The organism is Streptomyces sp. NBC_01439 (genome assembly GCF_036227605.1).
Taxonomy (GTDB): domain Bacteria; phylum Actinomycetota; class Actinomycetes; order Streptomycetales; family Streptomycetaceae; genus Streptomyces.
In genome coordinates, this window is record NZ_CP109487.1 from 4606456 (window position 1) to 4623867 (window position 17412).

A 17412-nucleotide genomic window follows, 5' to 3' on the forward strand; every position below is an offset into this window, starting at 1 on the left:
CTCGGTAACGCGTGGGACAGCGGGGACAGATGTCCGGAGTTCCGGCAGAGCGGGACCGTATCAGTCTGGAACAGGCACTTCCCTGCGGGGACCGGAATATGACCGGGCGGACGGGGCCAAAGCCCCGTCCGCCCGGTGATGTGACGTTTCGCTACCGGGTCACCCGAAAATGTGACCCAGTGTCCGCGCGGCACGCTCGGCGTCGGCGAAACCGACGTAGAGCGGCGTGAAGCCGAAGCGCAGGACGTCGGGTGCCCGGAAGTCGCCGATGACGCCGCGGGAGATCAGCTCTCCCATGACCTCGCGGGCGTTCTCGGTCCGCAGCGAGATCTGGCTCCCGCGGTGGCCGTGCTCGGCCGGGGTGACCGACTCGACCCGGCCCTGCGGGACGTACGCCGCCACGCATTCGAGGAAGAAGTCGGTCAGGGCGAGGGACTTGGCCCGTACGTCTTCGACGGACACCCCGTCCCAGGCGTCGAGCGCCGACTCCAGGGCCAGCATGGACAGGATGTCCGGCGTGCCGACGCGCCCGCGGGTCGCGCCCCGGGCCGCCTCGAAGGTCGGGGTCATCGCGAACGGATCCGCGTGGCCGTTCCAGCCCGGGAGCGGGGAGTCGAATCCGGCCTGGTGGCGGGCGGCGATGTACAGGTACGCGGGCGCGCCGGGGCCGCCGTTGAGGTACTTGTACGTACAGCCCACCGCGAGGTCGACGGCGTGTTCGTCGAGGCCAACGGGAAGGGCCCCGGCGGAGTGGCACAGGTCCCAGACCGTGACCGCCCCGACGGCGCGGGCCGCCGCGGTGAGGGCGGGCAGGTCGTGGAGCCGTCCGCTGCGGTAGTCGACGTGGTTGAGGAGCACCACGGCGGTGTCCTCGTCCATGGCCCCGGCCGCGTGCGAGGGGTCCACCGGGACGACGGTCAGGCCCGTCATCCGGGCCGCCGACTGCGCGATGTAGCCGTCGGTGGGGAAGGTGGCGGCGTCGACCAGCAGCTTCGTCCGACCGGGTGCCGCGAGACGGGCGGCGCCGACCAGTGCCTTGAAGAGGTTGACGCTGGTGGAGTCACCGACGACCACCTGGCCGGGGGCCGCGCCGATGAGCGGGGCGACCTTGTCGCCGATCCGCTCGGGCGCGGTCCACCAACCGCTCTCGTCCCAGGACCGGATGAGGAGCTCGCCCCACTGCCTGGCGACGACGTCGGCGGTGGTGTCCGCGACACCGGCCGGGAGGGCGCCGAGGGAGTTGCCGTCCAGGTAGACGACCCCGTCGGGGAGGGTGAAGCGCTCGCGGAGCTTCGCGAGCGCGTCGGCGGCGTCCAGCTCGGCCGCACGGCTGCGCAGGTCCGCCGACACGTCCGCCGAAGGGTCTGCCGCCATGTCCGCCGCCATGTCCGTCGCTATGTCAGTGGAGTTGTCAGACATAGCTGCGGGCCGTCCAGAGCTCCGGGAAGACGTTCTTCGTCGCGCGCTTCTCCAGCCAGGTCACGCCGGCCGAGCCGCCCGTGCCCGTCTTCGCGCCCATCGCGCGGCGGGTGGCCACCAGGTGGTCGTTGCGCCAGCGCCAGACGAGCTCCGCGACATCCGTGAGGACCTCGCCGAGGCGGTGCAGGTCCACGGTCTCGTTGTCGTCCGGGGCGGCGTACAGCCCCGTCCAGACGGCCTCGACCTCGGCCGAGGGCTCGTAGCGCAGCGACAGGTCGCGGTTCAGGACGGCGTCCGGGACCGGCAGGCCGCGGCGGGCGAGCAGGCGCAGCACCTCGTCGTAGAGGCTGGGCTCGTGCAGGGCCTTCTCCAGCTCCGCGTGGACGCGCGGGGCGCCCCGGTGCGGGACCAGCATGGAGGAGGACTTCTCGCCGAGCAGGAACTCCATCCGGCGGTACATCGCCGACTGGAAACCGGAACCTTCGCCGAGGGCGGCGCGGTAGGCGTTGAACTGTCCCGGGGTGAGTTGGGCGAGCGGGCGCCAGGAGGCGTTGAGGGCCTCCAGCTCACGGAGGGAACGTTTCAGCGCATCCATCGCGACCGGGATCCGGTCCTCGCGCAGGGCCTTCGCGGCGGTTTCCCACTCGTGGACGATGACCGTGAACCACAGCTCCATGACCTGGGTCGTGACCAGGAAGACCATCTCGCCCGGGTCGTCCGAGCGGAGGTGCTGGAGGTGGGTGAGGACGTCCGCCTGGACGTAGTCCTCGTACGGGGTCGTGCCATCGAAGTCGAGGTTCGGGGTTTCCGACCCGCCGACTCCGGAGGCATCAAGGGTTTTCGACATCGCTGTCTCCTCGACACGTGCTTCCGGGTAGCGGTCCGCCCCTTCCGTGAGGTGAGTGGAGCCCCGGTCCCCTGCCCGCAGCATAGGACACCGTCGCGCCGACGCTCCAGCGGAGAGTGACACAGACCACACAATTTCGTGCGTGTCACTCCCCGCCGTACGGAATCAGGCGCTCAGCGTGTCCGCGGCCGTCGGCGACGAGTCGCGCAGGAAGGTCGAGCAGCGCTCGTACTCCTCCTTCTCGCCGATCGCCTCGGCCGCGCGGGCCAGGGCGTGCAGGGCGCGCAGGAAGCCGCGGTTCGGCTCGTGCTCCCACGGCACCGGGCCGTGCCCCTTCCATCCGGCGCGGCGCAGCGCGTCGAGGCCGCGGTGGTAGCCCGTACGGGCGTAGGCGTACGACTCCACCGTGCTGCCGGCGGCGAAGGCCTCGTCGGCGAGGATCGCCCAGGCGAGGGACGACGTGGGGTGCGCGGCCGCCACCTCGACGGCGGGGGTGCCGGCGTCGATGGCCTCGCGGCCGGGCTCGTCGGGCAGGTGGGTGGGGGCGGGGCCCCCGAGCAGGTTCTGGTGAATGGACATGCCCCCAGTTTGCCGGGTGCGGTGGTCCGCAAAACCGCATGCACCGGCCCGCAGCCCCGCACCGCTGCCGCGTCAGGCACACGGCCGGGTGCGGTGGTCCGCAAAACCCGCTGTCCCCCTCGCTGTCGCCACCCCGCCGCATGCACTGGCACGCAGCCCCGCACCGCCGCGGGGAACGCCGCAGGGCCCGGCTTCCGTCGTGGGACGGGGCCGGGCCCTGCGGTGTGGCTCGCCGTGGGCGACTACTTCAGCTTGGTGCCGGTGGAGCGCAGGTTCGCGCACGCCTCGGCGACGCGCGCGGCCATGCCCGCCTCGGCGGCCTTGCCCCAGGTGCGGGGGTCGTACTTCGACTTCGTGCCGACCTCGCCGTCGACCTTCAGCACACCGGCGTAGTTGCTGAACATGTGGTCCACGACCGGGCGGGTGAAGGCGTACTGGGTGTCGGTGTCGAGGTTCATCTTCACGACGCCGTTCTCCAGCGCGGTGGCGATCTCCTCGGCCGTGGAGCCCGAGCCGCCGTGGAAGACGAAGTCGAACGGGGAAGCCTTGCCGTACTTCTCGGCGACACCGGCCTGGAGGTCCTTGAGGAGCTCGGGGCGCAGGACGACGTTGCCCGGCTTGTAGACGCCGTGGACGTTGCCGAAGGAGGCGGCAAGCAGGTAGCGGCCCTTCTCGCCCAGGCCGAGGGCCTCGGCGGTGCGGATCGCGTCGTCGACGGTGGTGTACAGCTCGTCGTTGATCTCGTGGCTGACGCCGTCCTCCTCGCCGCCGGTCGGAGTGATCTCGACCTCAAGGATGATCTTGGCGGCGACGGCCTTGGCGAGCAGCTCCTGACCGATGGCCAGGTTGTCGGCCAGGGTCTCGGCGGAGCCGTCCCACATGTGCGACTGGAAGAGCGGGTTCAGACCGCGGGCCACGCGCTCGGCGGAGATGTCGAGCAGCGGACGTACGTAGCCGTCCAGCTTGTCCTTCGGGCAGTGGTCCGTGTGCAGGGCGACCGTGATGTCGTACTTGGCGGCCACGATGTGCGCGAACTCGGCCAGGGCGACCGCGCCCGTGACCATGTCCTTGTTGTGCTGGCCACCCAGGAACTCCGCACCACCGGTGGAGATCTGGATGATGCCGTCGCTCTCGGCCTCCGCGAAGCCGCGCAGGGCAGCGTGCAGGGTCTGGGAGGAGGTCACGTTGATGGCCGGGTAGGCGAACTTGCCTGCCTTCGCCCGGTCGAGCATCTCGTTGTAGACCTCGGGGGTTGCGATGGGCATCTGCCGGCTCCTTGGTTGTGCGGGGAGTGTGCTTCTTGCGGGCCCTGACCTGGGGGCGACGTCATCGTCGCGCCTATCTTTCCAGACTCAGCGCAGGGGTCCAGACTGCCGGTCTCACGTGCTGGGCGAACGGCCCGGGGTGTTTCACGTGAAACACCCCGGGCGCCCGGGAAAGGGCAGGTCAGGCATGCCCTAGGGGCGGCCCAGGAGCACCGTCACCAGTTCTCGATGTGGCCGGACGGCGCAGGACAGAGGCTGGATCGGAGCTGACCCGGGCGGGCTCGGGGCGGTGTCTGGGCCCGCTCAGGAGCAAAACGGAGCCGGGCCGGTGCCCGGGGCAGCGCCGGTGCCGTGCATGGCGAGGCGGAGGGCGCACCGCGTACTGGACGTACTCGGGCGCGCCCCGACAACGCTGCCGGGCGTCGTGCCGGGCATCGCGTACCTGGCAAGATCCGAAAGGGACCGCCTAGGCGAGGCCGAGGTCCTCGAGGAGGTATCCGGTGAGGTAGGGCAGGCCCGCTGCGGCGATCGCACCGGCCGCACCGCGGTCGACGATCGTGGCGACGGCGACGACCTCGCCGCCGGCCTCGCGGACCGCCTCGACGGCGGTCAGCGGGGACCCGCCGGTGGTCGAGGTGTCCTCGACCACCAGGCAGCGCTTGCCCTTCACGTCGGTGCCCTCGATGCGGCGCTGCATGCCGTGGGCCTTCTGCGCCTTGCGGACGACGAAGGCGTCCAGGCGCTCGCCGCGCGCCGCGGAGGCGTGCAGCATCGAGGTCGCGACCGGGTCGGCGCCCAGGGTCAGGCCGCCGACGCAGTCGAAGTCGAGGTCGGCCGTGAGGTCGAGCATGACCTGGCCGACCAGCGGGGCCGCCTCGCCGTCGAGGGTGATCCGGCGGAGGTCGATGTAGTAGTCGGCCTCGAGGCCGGAGGAGAGGGTCACCTTGCCGTGCACGACGGCCTTGTCCTTGATCTGCTGCAGAAGCGCATCGCGTACGTCACTCATGCCCCTGAGCTTAGAGGGGGCCGAGAAGACGGCCTAGCCGAGTCGGCGCCACGTCCAGGTGGTGGAGACTTCCAACGGATCCACCGGGGTGACCAGGCGCGGGAGGGTGTTCAGCCCGTTCGGCGGACCCGACTGGGGCTCCACGCAGACGGCCTCGGGCTCCTCGTCGTAGATGACCACCCATTCGGCGCGACTGGTGACCCGCAGTGCGAGGGCGCCGGGCCAGGTGAGGGTGACGTCGACGCCGTGCGGCATGCCGAAGCAGTCGTCCCAGGGGCGGGGCTTCGGGTCGATGCGGTTGCCGGTCGGGATGTGGTCGGCGCCGCGCTCCTCCTGCCACGCGGGCTCGAAGGAGACTTCCGCGTCCGGGCCTCCGGCCCCCAGGTTGCGCAGGAACCAGGGGTGCCAGCCGACCTGGGCCGGGAAGGAGTCCCCGTACGTCTCGACGCCCATGGTGAGGGTCAGCGAGTCCTCGGTGAGCGTGACGACCTGGGTCACCCGGCCGGGGTACGGCCACGGGTCGGCGAGGTCGTAGGCGAAGGCGGCCTCGGTGGCGGTGGCCCCGGCCGGGCGCCAGGGCGAGTCGCGACCGAAGCCGTGCAGCGCGTGCGGCGGGTGGTTGAGCGGCATCTGATGGACGTTCGCGCCGTCGCGGAACTGCCCGTTCGCCGTCCTGCCGCACCAGGGGACCATCGGGAAGGCCCCGAACCTCGGCCCCTGGCGCAGCAGTTCCGTTCCGTCGATGCGCAGGCTGCTGATCCGGCAGCCGTTCTGCTGGTCGACCGTCACCTCGGCGCCGCTGGCGCTCAGTTGCGTACTCATGCGGTCGACCCTAATGCGACCGGGACCCGCTGATCAGCGACGGCGCCGCAGGGCTCGGCCGATGACCACGGCCGAGGCGAGCGCGAAGGCGGCGGCCGGGGCGATCCAGCGCAGGCTGTCGCCGGCGCCGGCGGAAGCGGGCGCGGGGACCGGGGCGTACCGGCCGCGCGGCGGTGCGTGGTCCACCTCCTCCGCGCTGCGGCCGATCATGGTGCGGCGGGCGTGGGCGGCTTCGGCCGGGGGCCGCGGGGCTCCGTCGGAGCCCTCGAACCGGCCGGCCAGGAAGGGGTCCAGGGACGATGGCGGTACGTCGGTCTCGAAGAGGGAGGCGGTGACCTCGGTGCTGGCGTCCTCGACGAACCCGGGCCCCGCTCCTCCCTCCGCTTCCTCGGCTTCGGCCACCGGGTCGCCCACGGCGTCGGGCGCGGAGCCGAGGGCCAGCAGGCCGGCGGCCCGGTCCAGCAGCCGCCGCACGGCGGTGGCCGCGGCCTCGGGCGGGAAGCCTGCGGCGCGCCCGTCGGCAGTGGCCTCGGTGCTGAAGTCCAGCCGGGTCCCGTCCGGGACCGGGGTCAGCCGCAGGTCGAGGGCGAACTTCACGGTCCCGCTGCCCCTGGCCTCGGTGCCCTCGCCCGCGAAGGCGAAGTGCCCGGGGTCGCCCTCGGTGACGGTCAGGGCGCCCCGGTAGGTCACGGTGCTCCCGCCGACCCGGACCTTCAGCCGGCCGGAGACCGGCCCGGCATCGGTGTCGGCGTCCTGCTGGAGTCCCGGCACACACCGGGCCACCCGGGCGGGGTCGCGCAGCACGGCGCGGAGATGGTCTGCCGGTACCGGAACGAACACCTGATGCTCCATGTGGTCGAGCCTACCGACGAGACCCGCACCGGGTCACGAATACCGCGGGTGCGGCAGCGTCGACGGCGGCAATCCGGGCACCCGGGTGCGTTCCGCGTCGCGTGCGGCGTCCTGCAGGGAGCGGGTCGACAGCGAGCGCAGCGCGGGCGTGTCGCGGTCCACCCGCAGGGGCGGGTCCTGGTCCTTGGCGGCCAGGACGAAACCCCAGTCCTGCGGTGGTGCGTCGGTCGCGCCGTGGGGGGTGCGGTCGGGTCCGGCGGCGAAGCCCGTGAGGCGGCCGCCCGCGCTGTAGGGCGCGGTGCGCAGTCCGGCCGCGCGGAGGGTGGAGTCGACGGTCCAGTACGAGCGCGGGCGCGTGGCCAGCGGTCCGGCGTGCACGGCGATGCGGCCCCCGGGGCGCAGGGCCCGCGCGGCCAGCCCGTAGAACTCCTGCGAGTACAGCTTCGTACTGGGAGTGATGCCCGGGTCGGGGAGGTCGGAGACGATGACGTCGAAGCGGTCGTCGGCGGCCGGCCCCCGCAGCCAGCGGAAGGCGTCCTGCGTGACGACGGCGAGCCGCGGGTCCTCGTAGACCCGGGCGTTGAGCGCGGAGAGCATCGGATCGGTGCGGGCGAGGCGGACCACGCCGGGGTCGATTTCGACGACGGTGACGGAGGAGACGTCCCGGTAGCGGAGCACCTCGCGCGCGGCGAGCCCGTCGCCGCCGCCGAGGACCAGGACGCGGGCGTGCGGGCCGGTCATCGCGGGGTGGACCAGGGCCTCGTGGTAGCGGTATTCGTCGTAGCCGCTGACCCGCAGCCGCCCGTCCAGGTAGAGGTCGAGGGAGCGCGGGGAACCCGTCTGCGGCCCGGTGAGCACCAGCTCCTGCACCCCGGTCTGGACGGCGACCCGCACCTCCCCGCCGTAGACGGCGCGCCGGGCGGTCCGCTCGAAGTCGTCGGCGAGGACGGTCGCGGCGGCGAGCACGGCCAGTACGGTCACGTTCGCGCCGATCAGCAGCCAGCGGCAGCGCCGGCTCAGGTCCCGGCGGAACAGCCACAGGACCAGCCCGCCGCCGACGATCACGTTGACGGTGCCGGTGACCATGGCACCGGTGAGCTGACCGAGCACCGGGAGCAGCAGGAAGGGGAAGGCGAGGCCGCCGACGAGTGCGCCCACGTAGTCGGCGGCGAACAGGTCGGCGACGGCGCCGCCCGCGTCCTGTCTGCGGATGCGCTGGATGAGGACCATCAGCAGCGGGATCTCCGCGCCGATGAGCACCCCGATGGCGAAGGAGAAGGCGACGAGCGCGGGGCGGGACTCCCCCAGCCAGGCGAAGCTCGCGTACAGCGCTATGGCCGACAGCCCGCCGAGGAGGGCCAGCCCGGCCTCGATGGCGCCGAATCCGAAAGCGGGCCGGTGGCGGAAGCGCTTGGCGAGCAGGGAGCCGACGCCCATGGCGAAGACCATGACGGACAGCACGACCGACGCCTGGGTGACGGAGTCGCCGACGAGGTAGGTGCCGAGGGCGAGCAGCTCCAGCTCGTACACGAGCCCGCAGGCGGCGCAGACGAACACGGTGGCCAGGACGAGGAGTCGGCCGGTCCGGGGCCGTACGGGCAGGGCCGCCTGGGCGGTCGCGGCGCCCCGGGGATCCGGAGCCGGGAGCACCCGGCGCGGGACGGAACGGTCGATCATGCAGCGAACCGTACGTCACCACTCACCCACATCCGGTCACCCACATGGGTGTAAGTGGCGTACTGATCCGGCCAGTTGGCGTAACCGTGGCGGGATAATCGCGCCCCGGCACCCGCTAGGTCAGCGCGGGCGATTCCAGAGCCGTCGCCGCGGGCGCCCCGATCCGCATGCCCACCCGCGTCCGGGTGGCCACCAGCTGCCCCTCCTGCGGGTACGCGTGCCAGGTCCGCCAGAGCACCTGGCCCTCGTAGCGCTGCGCGAGCATGGCGGTGAAGGCGTACGGACTTCCGGGAAAGGTCCCCGCTAGTCCGTTCGGGTGGTCCGCCACCAGTGCGAGCAACTCCTGTGCCCGCCCGGCGAAGGAGCCTCGGGAGAGGGTTTCGACCCGCGCGGCGAACTCGTACTCCCAGTCGCCCACCCGCTTGGCCACGCCGAGCGGCAGCGGCGTACTACTGCCGGGCATACAGGCGACGGTCTCCGAGCAGAGCACCTCCCCCTCCTCCAGGAGCACCTGGTGGGACGCCCCGAGCAGGCGCAACTCCACCTTCGCCCCCGAAAGTTCGAGGTTCAGTACGGCCAGGGCGGGCAACCGGTCCCGACCCAGCGCCCAGGCGAGATCGGCGGCACGCGTGTCGGTGTATGAGGTCTGGAGGGTCGTGAGCATGAGTCGGCTCCGCAAACGCGCGAGGGAGATGGGCCGGGGCCCGCCAGCGGTAGCAAGCACGGGTGGGGGGACACCGGCACGGGTCCACAGGAAGTCCCGGGAGGTCCGAGGACTGGTCTACTCAACCGAGGGAATCATGAAAGGCACGGCACTCACAGCGTTTTTACCCAACTTGACGGGGTTTACATCCCCCCGGGGGCTCCGCAGTTCACGTGTTCAAGAAGTTGCGTCCCGCGCGTCGTCATGCATCGGCGAACAAGAGGGCGCCGGGCGGTAGTCGGACCGCCGAACGCCCTCGTCCACGCGACGTCGCGCAGGTGTTTCGCACGTGCCGGGCCGAAGCCTCGCACTGCCCCTGTGCCGGCTGGAGCTGCCCCCGTGTCAGCTGGAACCGCCACCGCACCCGCCACCCCCGCCGCACGAGGAGGACGATCCCCCGCACGACGAGGAGGATCCGCAGCCGCCCCCCGAAGAACCGCCGTCACCCGTCCACCAGCTGCTGTGGCCGTGCACGCGACGCCGCCGGTACGAGCCCCGCCTCGTGGACGGGCCCCGCCCCGCGGACGAGCGGACCAGCTTGGTCAGGAAGTACGCCGCGACGAAGAGCAGGATCACAACCAAGACGAACCCCATGTTCGCCACCTCTCTCACACCCCGGTCGTCCCGGGGGAGCGGGATCCCCGCGTCCCGCGTGAAGGGGGAATGCCCCCGGGCCGCGCGACCCAAAGCACACTTGAGGAAGTCCAGAGGTTGCCCTCAGGATGACGACCATGAGCACACCCGTGGGCAGCGACCGCCCCTTCCTGAACCGCCGCCTGGCGGCCTTCGGCACGACGATCTTCGCGGAGATGTCGGCGCTGGCCGCGCGCACCGGTTCGATCAACCTCGGCCAGGGTTTCCCCGACACCGACGGCCCGGCGCAGATCGCCGAGGCTGCCTCCCGCGCGGTCCTCACGGGACTCGGCAACCAGTACCCACCGGGCCCGGGCGTCCCGGAGCTGCGCACCGCGATCGCCGCGCACCAGCACCGCTTCTACGGGCTCGACCACGACCCCGACACCGAGGTCCTCGTCACGGCGGGCGCCACGGAAGCCATCGCCGCCTCCCTCCTCGCCCTCCTGGAACCGGGCGACGAGGTCATCGCCCTGGAGCCGTACTACGACTCGTACGCGGCCTGCATCGCCATGGCCGGCGCGGTACGCGTCCCCGTCACCCTGCGCCCGCACGCCGGAGCCTTCGCCCTCGACCTGGACGAACTGCGCGCCGCCGTCACCCCGCGCACCCGCCTGCTGCTCCTGAACACCCCGCACAACCCGACGGGCACCGTCCTGACGCCGGCCGAGCTCACGGCGATCGCCGAACTGGCGATCGAGCGCGACCTGCTGGTCGTCACGGACGAGGTGTACGAGCACCTGGTCTTCGAGGGCGCCCACACCCCCCTGGCGAGCCTCCCGGGCATGCGCGGGCGCACGGTCACCATTTCCTCCGCCGGAAAGACCTACTCGTTCACCGGCTGGAAGGTCGGCTGGGTCACCGCGCCCGCGGAGCTGATCACGGCGGTGCGTTCGGCGAAGCAGTTCCTCACCTACGTCTCCTCCGGCCCCTTCCAGTACGCGATCGCCGAGGCCCTCGCCCTGCCCGACAGCTACTATGACGACTTCCGCGCCGACCTGGCCGCCAAGCGCGACCTCCTGGCCGACGGCCTCGCGGCGGCCGGCTTCGAGGTCTTCCGCCCGCAGGGCACGTACTTCATCACCACGGACATCACCCCGCTCGGCGAGAAGGACGGCCTCGCCTTCTGCCGCGCCCTCCCGGAACGATGCGGCGTGGTCGCCGTCCCGAACCAGGTCTTCTACGACGACAAGGCCGCGGGCAGGACCCAGGTCCGCTGGGCCTTCTGCAAGCGGCCGGAGGTTTTGCAGGAGGCGGTGGAACGCCTCGGTCGACTGGCTCGCTGAGTAGCGGGCCACGGGGACGTGCGGGCGCGGGGCCGGCCTTCCAACCGGCCCCGTCCCGCACGGGAACTACGAGCTACTCGGTTTCCTCGGGCTGCTGAGTGGACGCGTACACCGGAACGACAGTCGATGTCTCGGGGCTGACCGGGTAGCGCACCCGGCCGCCGCTCGTGACCTCGAACTCCCACTGCTCCAGCGCGGATCCCTTCCAATCCTTGGTGGAGAGCCTCCCGCGCAGCTGGTGCTGACGGTTCCAGTTGTCACGCGACAACGGGTCGGTGCGCAGCGCCTCGAGGCAGCGGTGGGCGCTGGGCAGCGCCGCGCGGCACAGCTCCTCCCACCCCGTCACGGCCTCCGTGGTCCCGAAGACCACGTTCCACCCGCTCAGGGGTGGGACGCTGACACGATCGCCCTTCTTCGGGCTCACCCGCCCACCTCGACCGGGCCCAGGTCGTCCCCGTCGAGCGGACGCAGAGCTTCCTTGAGCTGCTCAGGATCCGCGTTGATACGAGCTGTCGCCCTCCAGGAGACGAGCGCGCGGTGCACGGCGTCCCGCGCGCCCAGCTCCGCCGCATCGGAAAGCGCTTCCAGGAGTTCCACGGTGAACGCACGCATCTCTCCGTCGTCCAGATGCCGCACCCACGGGAAGACTTCGGGCAGCGCCAGCAGGAGCGACCGGGCTCCGTCATCGTGCTTCATGAGCGCGAGGAAGAGCCGGGACGCCGTCGTGAGGTTCTCCTCGGTGCGTTCCGCGTGCGCGGCTGTCGTCAGCACCATGTCGGGCGCGTCCCGATGCGTGACACGCAGAGCACCGAGGACGGTGGCCCGGGCGGCTACGGCCTTCGGGTTTCTCGACAGATCCGTGAACGAAACCGACTCGGGTTCGGCTCCCAGGTAAGCAAGGCTCATACTCAGACTGTACTCAGATTGTGTTCTGAGTGCCAGGGTTTAGCGGGCCGGTGCGCAGCGCCCCAAGGCAGCGGTGGGCACCGGGCAGCGCCGCGCGGCACAGCTGCTCCCCGCCCGTCACCGCCTCCGTGCAGGACGTCCTGCGCGAGGCCGCCGAGCGGCTGCGCCGGCCGTGGGCCGTCCCTTTCGGACGGGCCGTTCCGACGTCCGTCACCCCGCGTCCTTGCGGGGTTGTGGGGCCGGTGTGAAGCTGTGCGTCGTGCAAGTGCCCGAAGCCCTCACCGCCGGGTGAGCGGAACCACCGCGAGCTGGAGAGTCGGGATTCATGGCAACGGGCAGAGCGGCCGTGTCCGCGTCGCCGCTGGAGATGCGCGCGGTCCGGGCCGTGCGGTCGGCCGCGCCGACCACCGTGCTCGCGCTCGGGGTGTTCGCCGCCGTGCGCGGGGCCGGGGTGCTGGTGCTCGGCCTCGGGGCCTGGTGGGCCGGGCGGGATCCGCTGAAGGTGCTCGGCAGGTCCTGGGACTCGGACTGGTACCTCCGGATCGCCGCCCACGGCTACGGGCGGACCCTGATGTGGCCCGAGGCCACCACCGGAACCGGGCCCGTCCAGAGCGACTACGCCTTCTTCCCGCTCTACCCCACCCTGATACGGCTGGTCTCCGAGATACTGCCCGGCGGGATGGTCCCCGCCGCCCTCCTCGTCGCATGGGTCTCCGCCGCCGTGGCCGCCCTCGGGATCTACCGGGTCGGAGAGCAGGTGATCGGGCCGCGCGCCGGGCTGCTGCTCGTGGGGCTGTGGGCGGCACTGCCGCACGCCGTGGTGCTCACCCTCGCCTACACCGAGGCCCTGCTGACCGCCTTCGCCGCCTGGACGCTGTACGCCCTGCTGCGCGGCCGCTGGCTGTGGGCCGCCGGCCTCGCCGTACTGGCCGGGCTGACCCGGCCCACCGGGCTGGCCGTCGCGGCCGCCGTCTCGGCCACGGCCCTGTACGCGATCCTCGTACGAAGATCCCGGGCACCCGAGGTGTGGCTGGCCGGGCTGGTGGCGCCGGCGGGCTGGGCGGCGTACGTCCTGGCCGTCGGGGCGAAGGTGAGCGATCCCCTCGGCGGCTACTTCGCCGTCCAGCGCGGCTGGGGCTCCCGCTTCGACTTCGGCATCGGGGCACTGCGCTCCGCCGAGCGGGTGCTGACCGGCGGAGCCGTGCCGCTCGCCACCACCGTGACCGTGGTCCTGCTGGCCGCGGCCGGGCTGCTGGCGGTGCTGCTGGTCCTGGACCGCACCCCGCTGGCGCTGCTCACTTACACCGCGGTGCTGCTGGTCATCGGTTTCGGCGGGGCCGGATTCTTCGAGTCCAAGCCGCGATTCCTGCTGCCGGCCTTCCCGCTGCTCCTGCCGCTGGCCGCCGTCATGGCGAAAGCCCGGCCTGGCACCGCGGTCATGGTGACCGCGGTGGTGGCCGGGCTCGGCTACGGCTACGGGCTCTACCTGCTGCTGATCGCCCGTGTGCCGCTGTAACGGCTAGCTGTCCGCGTCGCCGTTGCTGTCGTCGTCGCCGTCGGTGGAGTCGATGTCCTGCTCCAGGCCGAGCTGCTCGACGAGCCACTTGTCGAACTCGATGGACGCGCGGACCCAGCTGACCGTGGAGGACACGAAGTGCTCCAGGTTGACGCCGGTGCCGATCAGCATCTGCGCCTCACCGATCAGGCGGACCGAGCCGTCGTCGTGGGTGTGGCTGTAGACCTTCGGCCACAGGGTGCGGCGGTTCCAGTCGTCGATCGACTCGAGAAGCTGCGGCTTCTCGTCGATCTTGTGCGGACGGTCGTAGAAGGTCCGCACCGAGAAGACCTGCTGCTCGTCCTCGCCGCGGAACATGAAGTACGTGCGGAACTCCTCCCACGGCGCCGCGAGGTCACCCTCGTCGTCGACGACGTACTTGAGCTCCATCTGCTCCAGCAGCTGCTTGACCAGATCCTGGTCGGGGACGACGGGGCCCGCCGGTCCTGTGGCCTGCGGATCGGGCTGCTGCCCTCCGAAGTTCGGAATCGAGGCCGGGTCGATGCTCACCGTGTTTTCCCTTCGTGCGGATACCTGCATCCTCCCCCATTGCGCCCACCCCGTGTCCAGCCCCGCACGTACGATCCGCTCCGGGCAGAAAGCGTAAGAATCGAGTAAGGGGGGCGGATCGCCGTGCGCGGTACGTTCAAGCCGGTCCTGGGGCTGTCGCTGGCCGTCTGCGTCGCCGTGGGCGCCGGGGCGCTGTGGCGGGTCATGGAGGATCCGGGCGACGGGGGCGGCCCCCGGGGGACGGCCGACTGCGCGCGGGTCATGGAGTTCGCCCGGATGGCCCCGCCGGCGGGCATGCGGAACGCGAAGTGCGACCGGACCGAGGCGGCCGACGGCCGCACGACGGTCCTGGGCACGTTCCGCATGGAACACGCCGATACCCAGGCGTGGGTCGCGTCCTTTCCGAAGGCACCGGAGCAGGTCGGCTGCCCCGGACCCCATCCGGAGAACTACGACCCGGAGAGCGAGGGGTGCTTCGTCCTCGCCCACGACGCGCCGCAGCCCGGCCGGGCGGCCGGGCTGCGCATGCGGATTACCCCGGAGGTCGGCACGACCGCGAAGGTCCGCTTCGACGCGTCCTGAGGCGGTCGGCGGTGCCCCGGGGGCGGCCGGCCGCGTCCTCAAGACGGCGGCCGTGCCCCGGGGCGGCGGCCGTGTCCCGGGGCGGCCGCCACGCTCAGAGGGCCTTGCCGACCAGCAGGTCCTCCCCCGCCACGTCGACCCGTACGGTGTCGCCGTCCCGGACCTCGCCGGAGAGGATCTCCTTGGCCAGGCGGTCCCCGATCGCCGTCTGGATCAGCCGGCGCAGCGGCCGGGCGCCGTACGCCGGGTCGTTGCCCTTCTCAGCCAGCCAGGCCAGGGCCTCGGGCGTGACGTCCAGGGTCAGCCTGCGGTCGGCCAGGCGCCGCGCCAGGCGGTCGATCTGGAGCTGCGCGATGTGCGCGAGCTCGTCCTGGGTCAGTGCGGAGAAGACCACCAGGTCGTCCAGGCGGTTGAGGAACTCCGGCTTGAAGGAGGCCCGCACCACGTCCAGGACCTGCTGCTTCTTCTGCTCCGGCGGGGTCAGCGGATCCACCAGGAACTGACTGCCCAGGTTCGAGGTCAAGATCAGGATGGCGTTGCGGAAGTCCACGGTCCGACCCTGGCCGTCCGTGAGCCGGCCGTCGTCCAGGACCTGGAGCAGCACGTCGAAGACCTCGGGATGGGCCTTCTCCACCTCGTCCAGGAGCACCACGCTGTACGGGCGGCGGCGGACGGCCTCGGTGAGCTGGCCGCCCTCCTCGTAGCCGACGTAGCCGGGCGGGGCGCCGACGAGACGGGCCACGCTGTGCTTCTCGCCGTACTCCGACATGTCGATGCGGACCATGGCCCGCTCGTCGTCGAAGAGGAAGTCCGCGAGCGCCTTCGCCAGCTCCGTCTTGCCCACGCCCGTCGGGCCGAGGAAGAGGAAGGAGCCGGTCGGGCGGTCCGGGTCTGCGATGCCGGCCCGGGTGCGGCGCACGGCGTCGGAGACGGCCCGGACGGCCTCGCCCTGGCCGATCAGGCGGCGGCCCAGCTCGTCCTCCATGCGCAGCAGCTTCTGGGTCTCGCCCTCCAGCAGGCGGCCGGCCGGGATGCCGGTCCAGGCGCCCACCACGTCGGCGATGTCGTCGGGGCCGACCTCGTCCTTGACCATCGAGTCCTTGGAGTGTCCGGTCTTGGAGGCCTCCGCCTCCTCCTCGGTGGCCTCCGCCAGCTCGCGCTCCAGGGTCGGGATCTCCCCGTAGAGCAGCTTGGAGGCGGTATCGAAGTCGCCGTCGCGCTGGGCGCGCTCGGCCTGCCCGCGCAGGTCGTCCAGGCGCTCCTTGAGCTCGCCGACCCGGTTGAGGGACTGCTTCTCCTTCTCCCAGCGGGCGGTCAGCCCGCGCAGCTCCTCCTCCCGGTCCGCGAGGTCCTTGCGGATCTTCTCCAGGCGCTCGATCGAGGCCGGGTCGGACTCGTTCTTCAGGGCCAGCTCCTCCATCCGCAGCCGGTCCACGGAGCGCTGGAGCTCGTCGATCTCCAGCGGGGAGGAGTCGATCTCCATGCGCAGCCGGGACGCGGCCTCGTCGACGAGGTCGATGGCCTTGTCGGGGAGGAAGCGGGAGGTGATGTAACGGTCGGAGAGGGTCGCGGCGGCCACCAGCGCACTGTCGTTGATGACGACCTTGTGGTGGGCCTCGTAGCGGCCCTTGAGCCCGCGCAGGATCGCGATCGTGTCCTCGACGGACGGCTCGGCGACCAGTACCTGCTGGAAGCGCCGCTCCAGCGCCGGGTCCTTCTCGATGCGCTCGCGGTACTCGTCGAGCGTGGTCGCGCCGACCATCCGCAGCTCGCCGCGGGCCAGCATGGGCTTGAGCATGTTGCCCGCGTCCATGGCGGAGTCGCCGCCGGCACCGGCGCCGACGACCGTGTGCAGCTCGTCGATGAAGGTGATGATCTGGCCGTCGCTCGACTTGATCTCGGCCAGTACGGTCTTCAGCCGCTCCTCGAACTCGCCGCGGTACTTGGCGCCGGCGACCATCGCGCCGAGGTCCAGGGAGACCAGGCGCTTGTTCTTCAGGGACTCGGGGACGTCGCCCTTGACGATGCGCTGGGCCAGGCCCTCGACGACGGCGGTCTTGCCGACGCCGGGCTCGCCGATGAGCACGGGGTTGTTCTTCGTCCGGCGCGAGAGCACCTGGACGACGCGCCGGATCTCGTGGTCGCGGCCGATGACCGGGTCGAGCTTGCCCTCACGCGCGGCTGCCGTGAAGTCGGTGCCGAACTTCTCCAGGGCCTTGTACTGACCCTCGGGATCGGGGGTGGTCACCCGCCGTCCTCCTCGTGCATTCTCGAAGGCGTCGAGCAGCTTCTTCGCCGTCGCGCCCTGGGCGGAAAGGACCTCGCCGGCCGCGCCGCCCTTGGCGGCGACGGCGATGAGGAGGTGTTCGGTGGAGAGGTAGTCGTCGCCGAGCTTGCCGGCTTCCGCGTCCGCCTCGGCGAGCACGGCGAGCAGGTCGCGGGTGGGCTGCGGGGGCGCGACGGTGGAGCCGGTGACGCTGGGCAGGGCGGCGAGCAGCCGCTCGGCCCCGGCCCGGACGGCGGCCTGGTCGGCGTCGGTGGCGACCAGCAGGTCGATGACGTTCTCGTTGTCCTCGCCGACGAGCAGGGCCAGCAGCAGGTGCGCGGGGGTCAGATCCGCATGACCGTCCTTGACGGCCCTGCTGGTGGCCGCGTTCAGCGCGTCCCGGCTCTTGTTGGTCAGTTCGGCGTCCACTGCGTCTTCTCCTCTCCCCGAGGGGTAGCTCCCACAACAACACTGACAGGGTCAGCGTATGTAAAGTTGAGTCTA

General features: G+C 71.7%; 16 protein-coding genes. 3 read left to right on the top strand and 13 right to left on the bottom strand.

All coding sequences use genetic code 11. From position 1 onward, the window contains the following. Positions 1-159: 159 nt before the first annotated feature. From kynU to OG207_RS20625, 9 genes are all read right to left on the bottom strand, one after another. The gene (gene kynU / locus OG207_RS20585; protein WP_329099947.1) at positions 160-1374 is read right to left on the bottom strand and encodes a kynureninase; all 1215 of its coding nucleotides are present in this window, start codon (positions 1372-1374) and stop codon (positions 160-162) included. A 37-nt stretch (positions 1375-1411) separates the two neighbouring features. Next, entirely contained in the window at positions 1412-2266 is an 855-nt protein-coding gene (locus tag OG207_RS20590) for a tryptophan 2,3-dioxygenase family protein (protein ID WP_189743794.1), read from the bottom strand. Positions 2267-2431: 165 nt separating this feature from the next. After that, a complete protein-coding gene (locus tag OG207_RS20595) occupies positions 2432-2845 on the bottom strand; it encodes a DUF3151 domain-containing protein (protein WP_329099948.1) in 414 nt (137 codons plus the stop codon). A gap of 242 nt (positions 2846-3087) precedes the next feature. Beyond that, positions 3088-4110 (bottom strand): class II fructose-bisphosphate aldolase, encoded by a 1023-nt coding sequence (fbaA, locus tag OG207_RS20600; protein ID WP_030012792.1) that lies wholly within the window; start codon positions 4108-4110, stop codon positions 3088-3090. Between the two features lie 466 nt (positions 4111-4576). Then, positions 4577-5116, bottom strand: coding sequence for an orotate phosphoribosyltransferase (pyrE, locus tag OG207_RS20605; RefSeq protein ID WP_329099949.1), 540 nt, complete (start codon positions 5114-5116; stop codon positions 4577-4579). 33 nt (positions 5117-5149) lie between these two features. After that, positions 5150-5938, bottom strand: a complete 789-nt coding sequence (locus OG207_RS20610; RefSeq protein WP_329099950.1) for an aldose epimerase family protein — start codon at positions 5936-5938, stop codon at positions 5150-5152. Between the two features lie 33 nt (positions 5939-5971). Beyond that, entirely contained in the window at positions 5972-6790 is an 819-nt protein-coding gene (locus tag OG207_RS20615; protein ID WP_329099951.1) for an SRPBCC family protein, read from the bottom strand. A gap of 33 nt (positions 6791-6823) precedes the next feature. Continuing rightward, positions 6824-8467, bottom strand: coding sequence for a polyamine aminopropyltransferase (locus OG207_RS20620; RefSeq protein ID WP_329099954.1), 1644 nt, complete (start codon positions 8465-8467; stop codon positions 6824-6826). A gap of 115 nt (positions 8468-8582) precedes the next feature. Then, positions 8583-9131, bottom strand: a complete 549-nt coding sequence (locus OG207_RS20625) for a DUF2617 family protein (RefSeq protein ID WP_329099955.1) — start codon at positions 9129-9131, stop codon at positions 8583-8585. A gap of 761 nt (positions 9132-9892) precedes the next feature. Here OG207_RS20625 and OG207_RS20630 point away from each other — a divergent pair. After that, positions 9893-11089, top strand: coding sequence for a pyridoxal phosphate-dependent aminotransferase (locus OG207_RS20630; RefSeq protein ID WP_329099956.1), 1197 nt, complete (start codon positions 9893-9895; stop codon positions 11087-11089). A gap of 73 nt (positions 11090-11162) precedes the next feature. On the opposite strand, the gene OG207_RS20635 is transcribed toward OG207_RS20630, so the two are convergent. Further along, positions 11163-11513: a hypothetical protein gene (locus tag OG207_RS20635; RefSeq protein ID WP_329099957.1), complete on the bottom strand. Its 351-nt coding sequence runs from the start codon at positions 11511-11513 to the stop codon at positions 11163-11165. Beyond that, on the bottom strand, positions 11510-11995 hold the full coding sequence (locus OG207_RS20640; RefSeq protein WP_329099958.1) for a prevent-host-death family protein: 486 nt from the start codon (positions 11993-11995) through the stop codon (positions 11510-11512). The genes OG207_RS20635 and OG207_RS20640 overlap by 4 nt, the downstream gene beginning before the upstream one ends. Positions 11996-12320: 325 nt before the next feature. Between OG207_RS20640 and OG207_RS20645 the strand changes: the two genes are divergently transcribed. Beyond that, a complete protein-coding gene (locus OG207_RS20645) occupies positions 12321-13511 on the top strand; it encodes a glycosyltransferase family 39 protein (protein ID WP_329099959.1) in 1191 nt (396 codons plus the stop codon). 3 nt (positions 13512-13514) lie between these two features. Here OG207_RS20645 and OG207_RS20650 read toward each other — a convergent pair whose 3' ends face one another. Further along, a complete protein-coding gene (locus tag OG207_RS20650) occupies positions 13515-14060 on the bottom strand; it encodes a YbjN domain-containing protein (protein WP_266594553.1) in 546 nt (181 codons plus the stop codon). Positions 14061-14183: 123 nt separating this feature from the next. Here OG207_RS20650 and OG207_RS20655 point away from each other — a divergent pair, with 123 nt between their 5' ends. Further along, positions 14184-14642, top strand: a complete 459-nt coding sequence (locus tag OG207_RS20655) for a hypothetical protein (RefSeq protein ID WP_329099960.1) — start codon at positions 14184-14186, stop codon at positions 14640-14642. 94 nt (positions 14643-14736) lie between these two features. Here the strand turns inward: OG207_RS20655 and clpB are convergent, their stop codons facing one another. Further along, positions 14737-17337: an ATP-dependent chaperone ClpB gene (gene clpB / locus OG207_RS20660; protein ID WP_329099961.1), complete on the bottom strand. Its 2601-nt coding sequence runs from the start codon at positions 17335-17337 to the stop codon at positions 14737-14739. Positions 17338-17412 lie beyond the last annotated feature (75 nt).

Bases quoted from the DNA above. Each gene is read 5' to 3' on its own strand.
- OG207_RS20625 (WP_329099955.1), bottom strand. From the start codon at position 9,131: ATGCTCACGACCCTCCAGACCTCATACACCGACACGCGTGCCGCCGAT.
- OG207_RS20645 (WP_329099959.1), top strand. From the start codon at position 12,321: ATGGCAACGGGCAGAGCGGCCGTGTCCGCGTCGCCGCTGGAGATGCGC.
- fbaA (WP_030012792.1), bottom strand. From the start codon at position 4,110: ATGCCCATCGCAACCCCCGAGGTCTACAACGAGATGCTCGACCGGGCG.
- OG207_RS20620 (WP_329099954.1), bottom strand. From the start codon at position 8,467: ATGATCGACCGTTCCGTCCCGCGCCGGGTGCTCCCGGCTCCGGATCCC.
- OG207_RS20590 (WP_189743794.1), bottom strand. From the start codon at position 2,266: ATGTCGAAAACCCTTGATGCCTCCGGAGTCGGCGGGTCGGAAACCCCG.
- pyrE (WP_329099949.1), bottom strand. From the start codon at position 5,116: ATGAGTGACGTACGCGATGCGCTTCTGCAGCAGATCAAGGACAAGGCC.
- OG207_RS20640 (WP_329099958.1), bottom strand. From the start codon at position 11,995: ATGAGCCTTGCTTACCTGGGAGCCGAACCCGAGTCGGTTTCGTTCACG.
- OG207_RS20630 (WP_329099956.1), top strand. From the start codon at position 9,893: ATGACGACCATGAGCACACCCGTGGGCAGCGACCGCCCCTTCCTGAAC.
- OG207_RS20595 (WP_329099948.1), bottom strand. From the start codon at position 2,845: ATGTCCATTCACCAGAACCTGCTCGGGGGCCCCGCCCCCACCCACCTG.
- OG207_RS20610 (WP_329099950.1), bottom strand. From the start codon at position 5,938: ATGAGTACGCAACTGAGCGCCAGCGGCGCCGAGGTGACGGTCGACCAG.
- kynU (WP_329099947.1), bottom strand. From the start codon at position 1,374: ATGGCGGCAGACCCTTCGGCGGACGTGTCGGCGGACCTGCGCAGCCGT.
- OG207_RS20615 (WP_329099951.1), bottom strand. From the start codon at position 6,790: ATGGAGCATCAGGTGTTCGTTCCGGTACCGGCAGACCATCTCCGCGCC.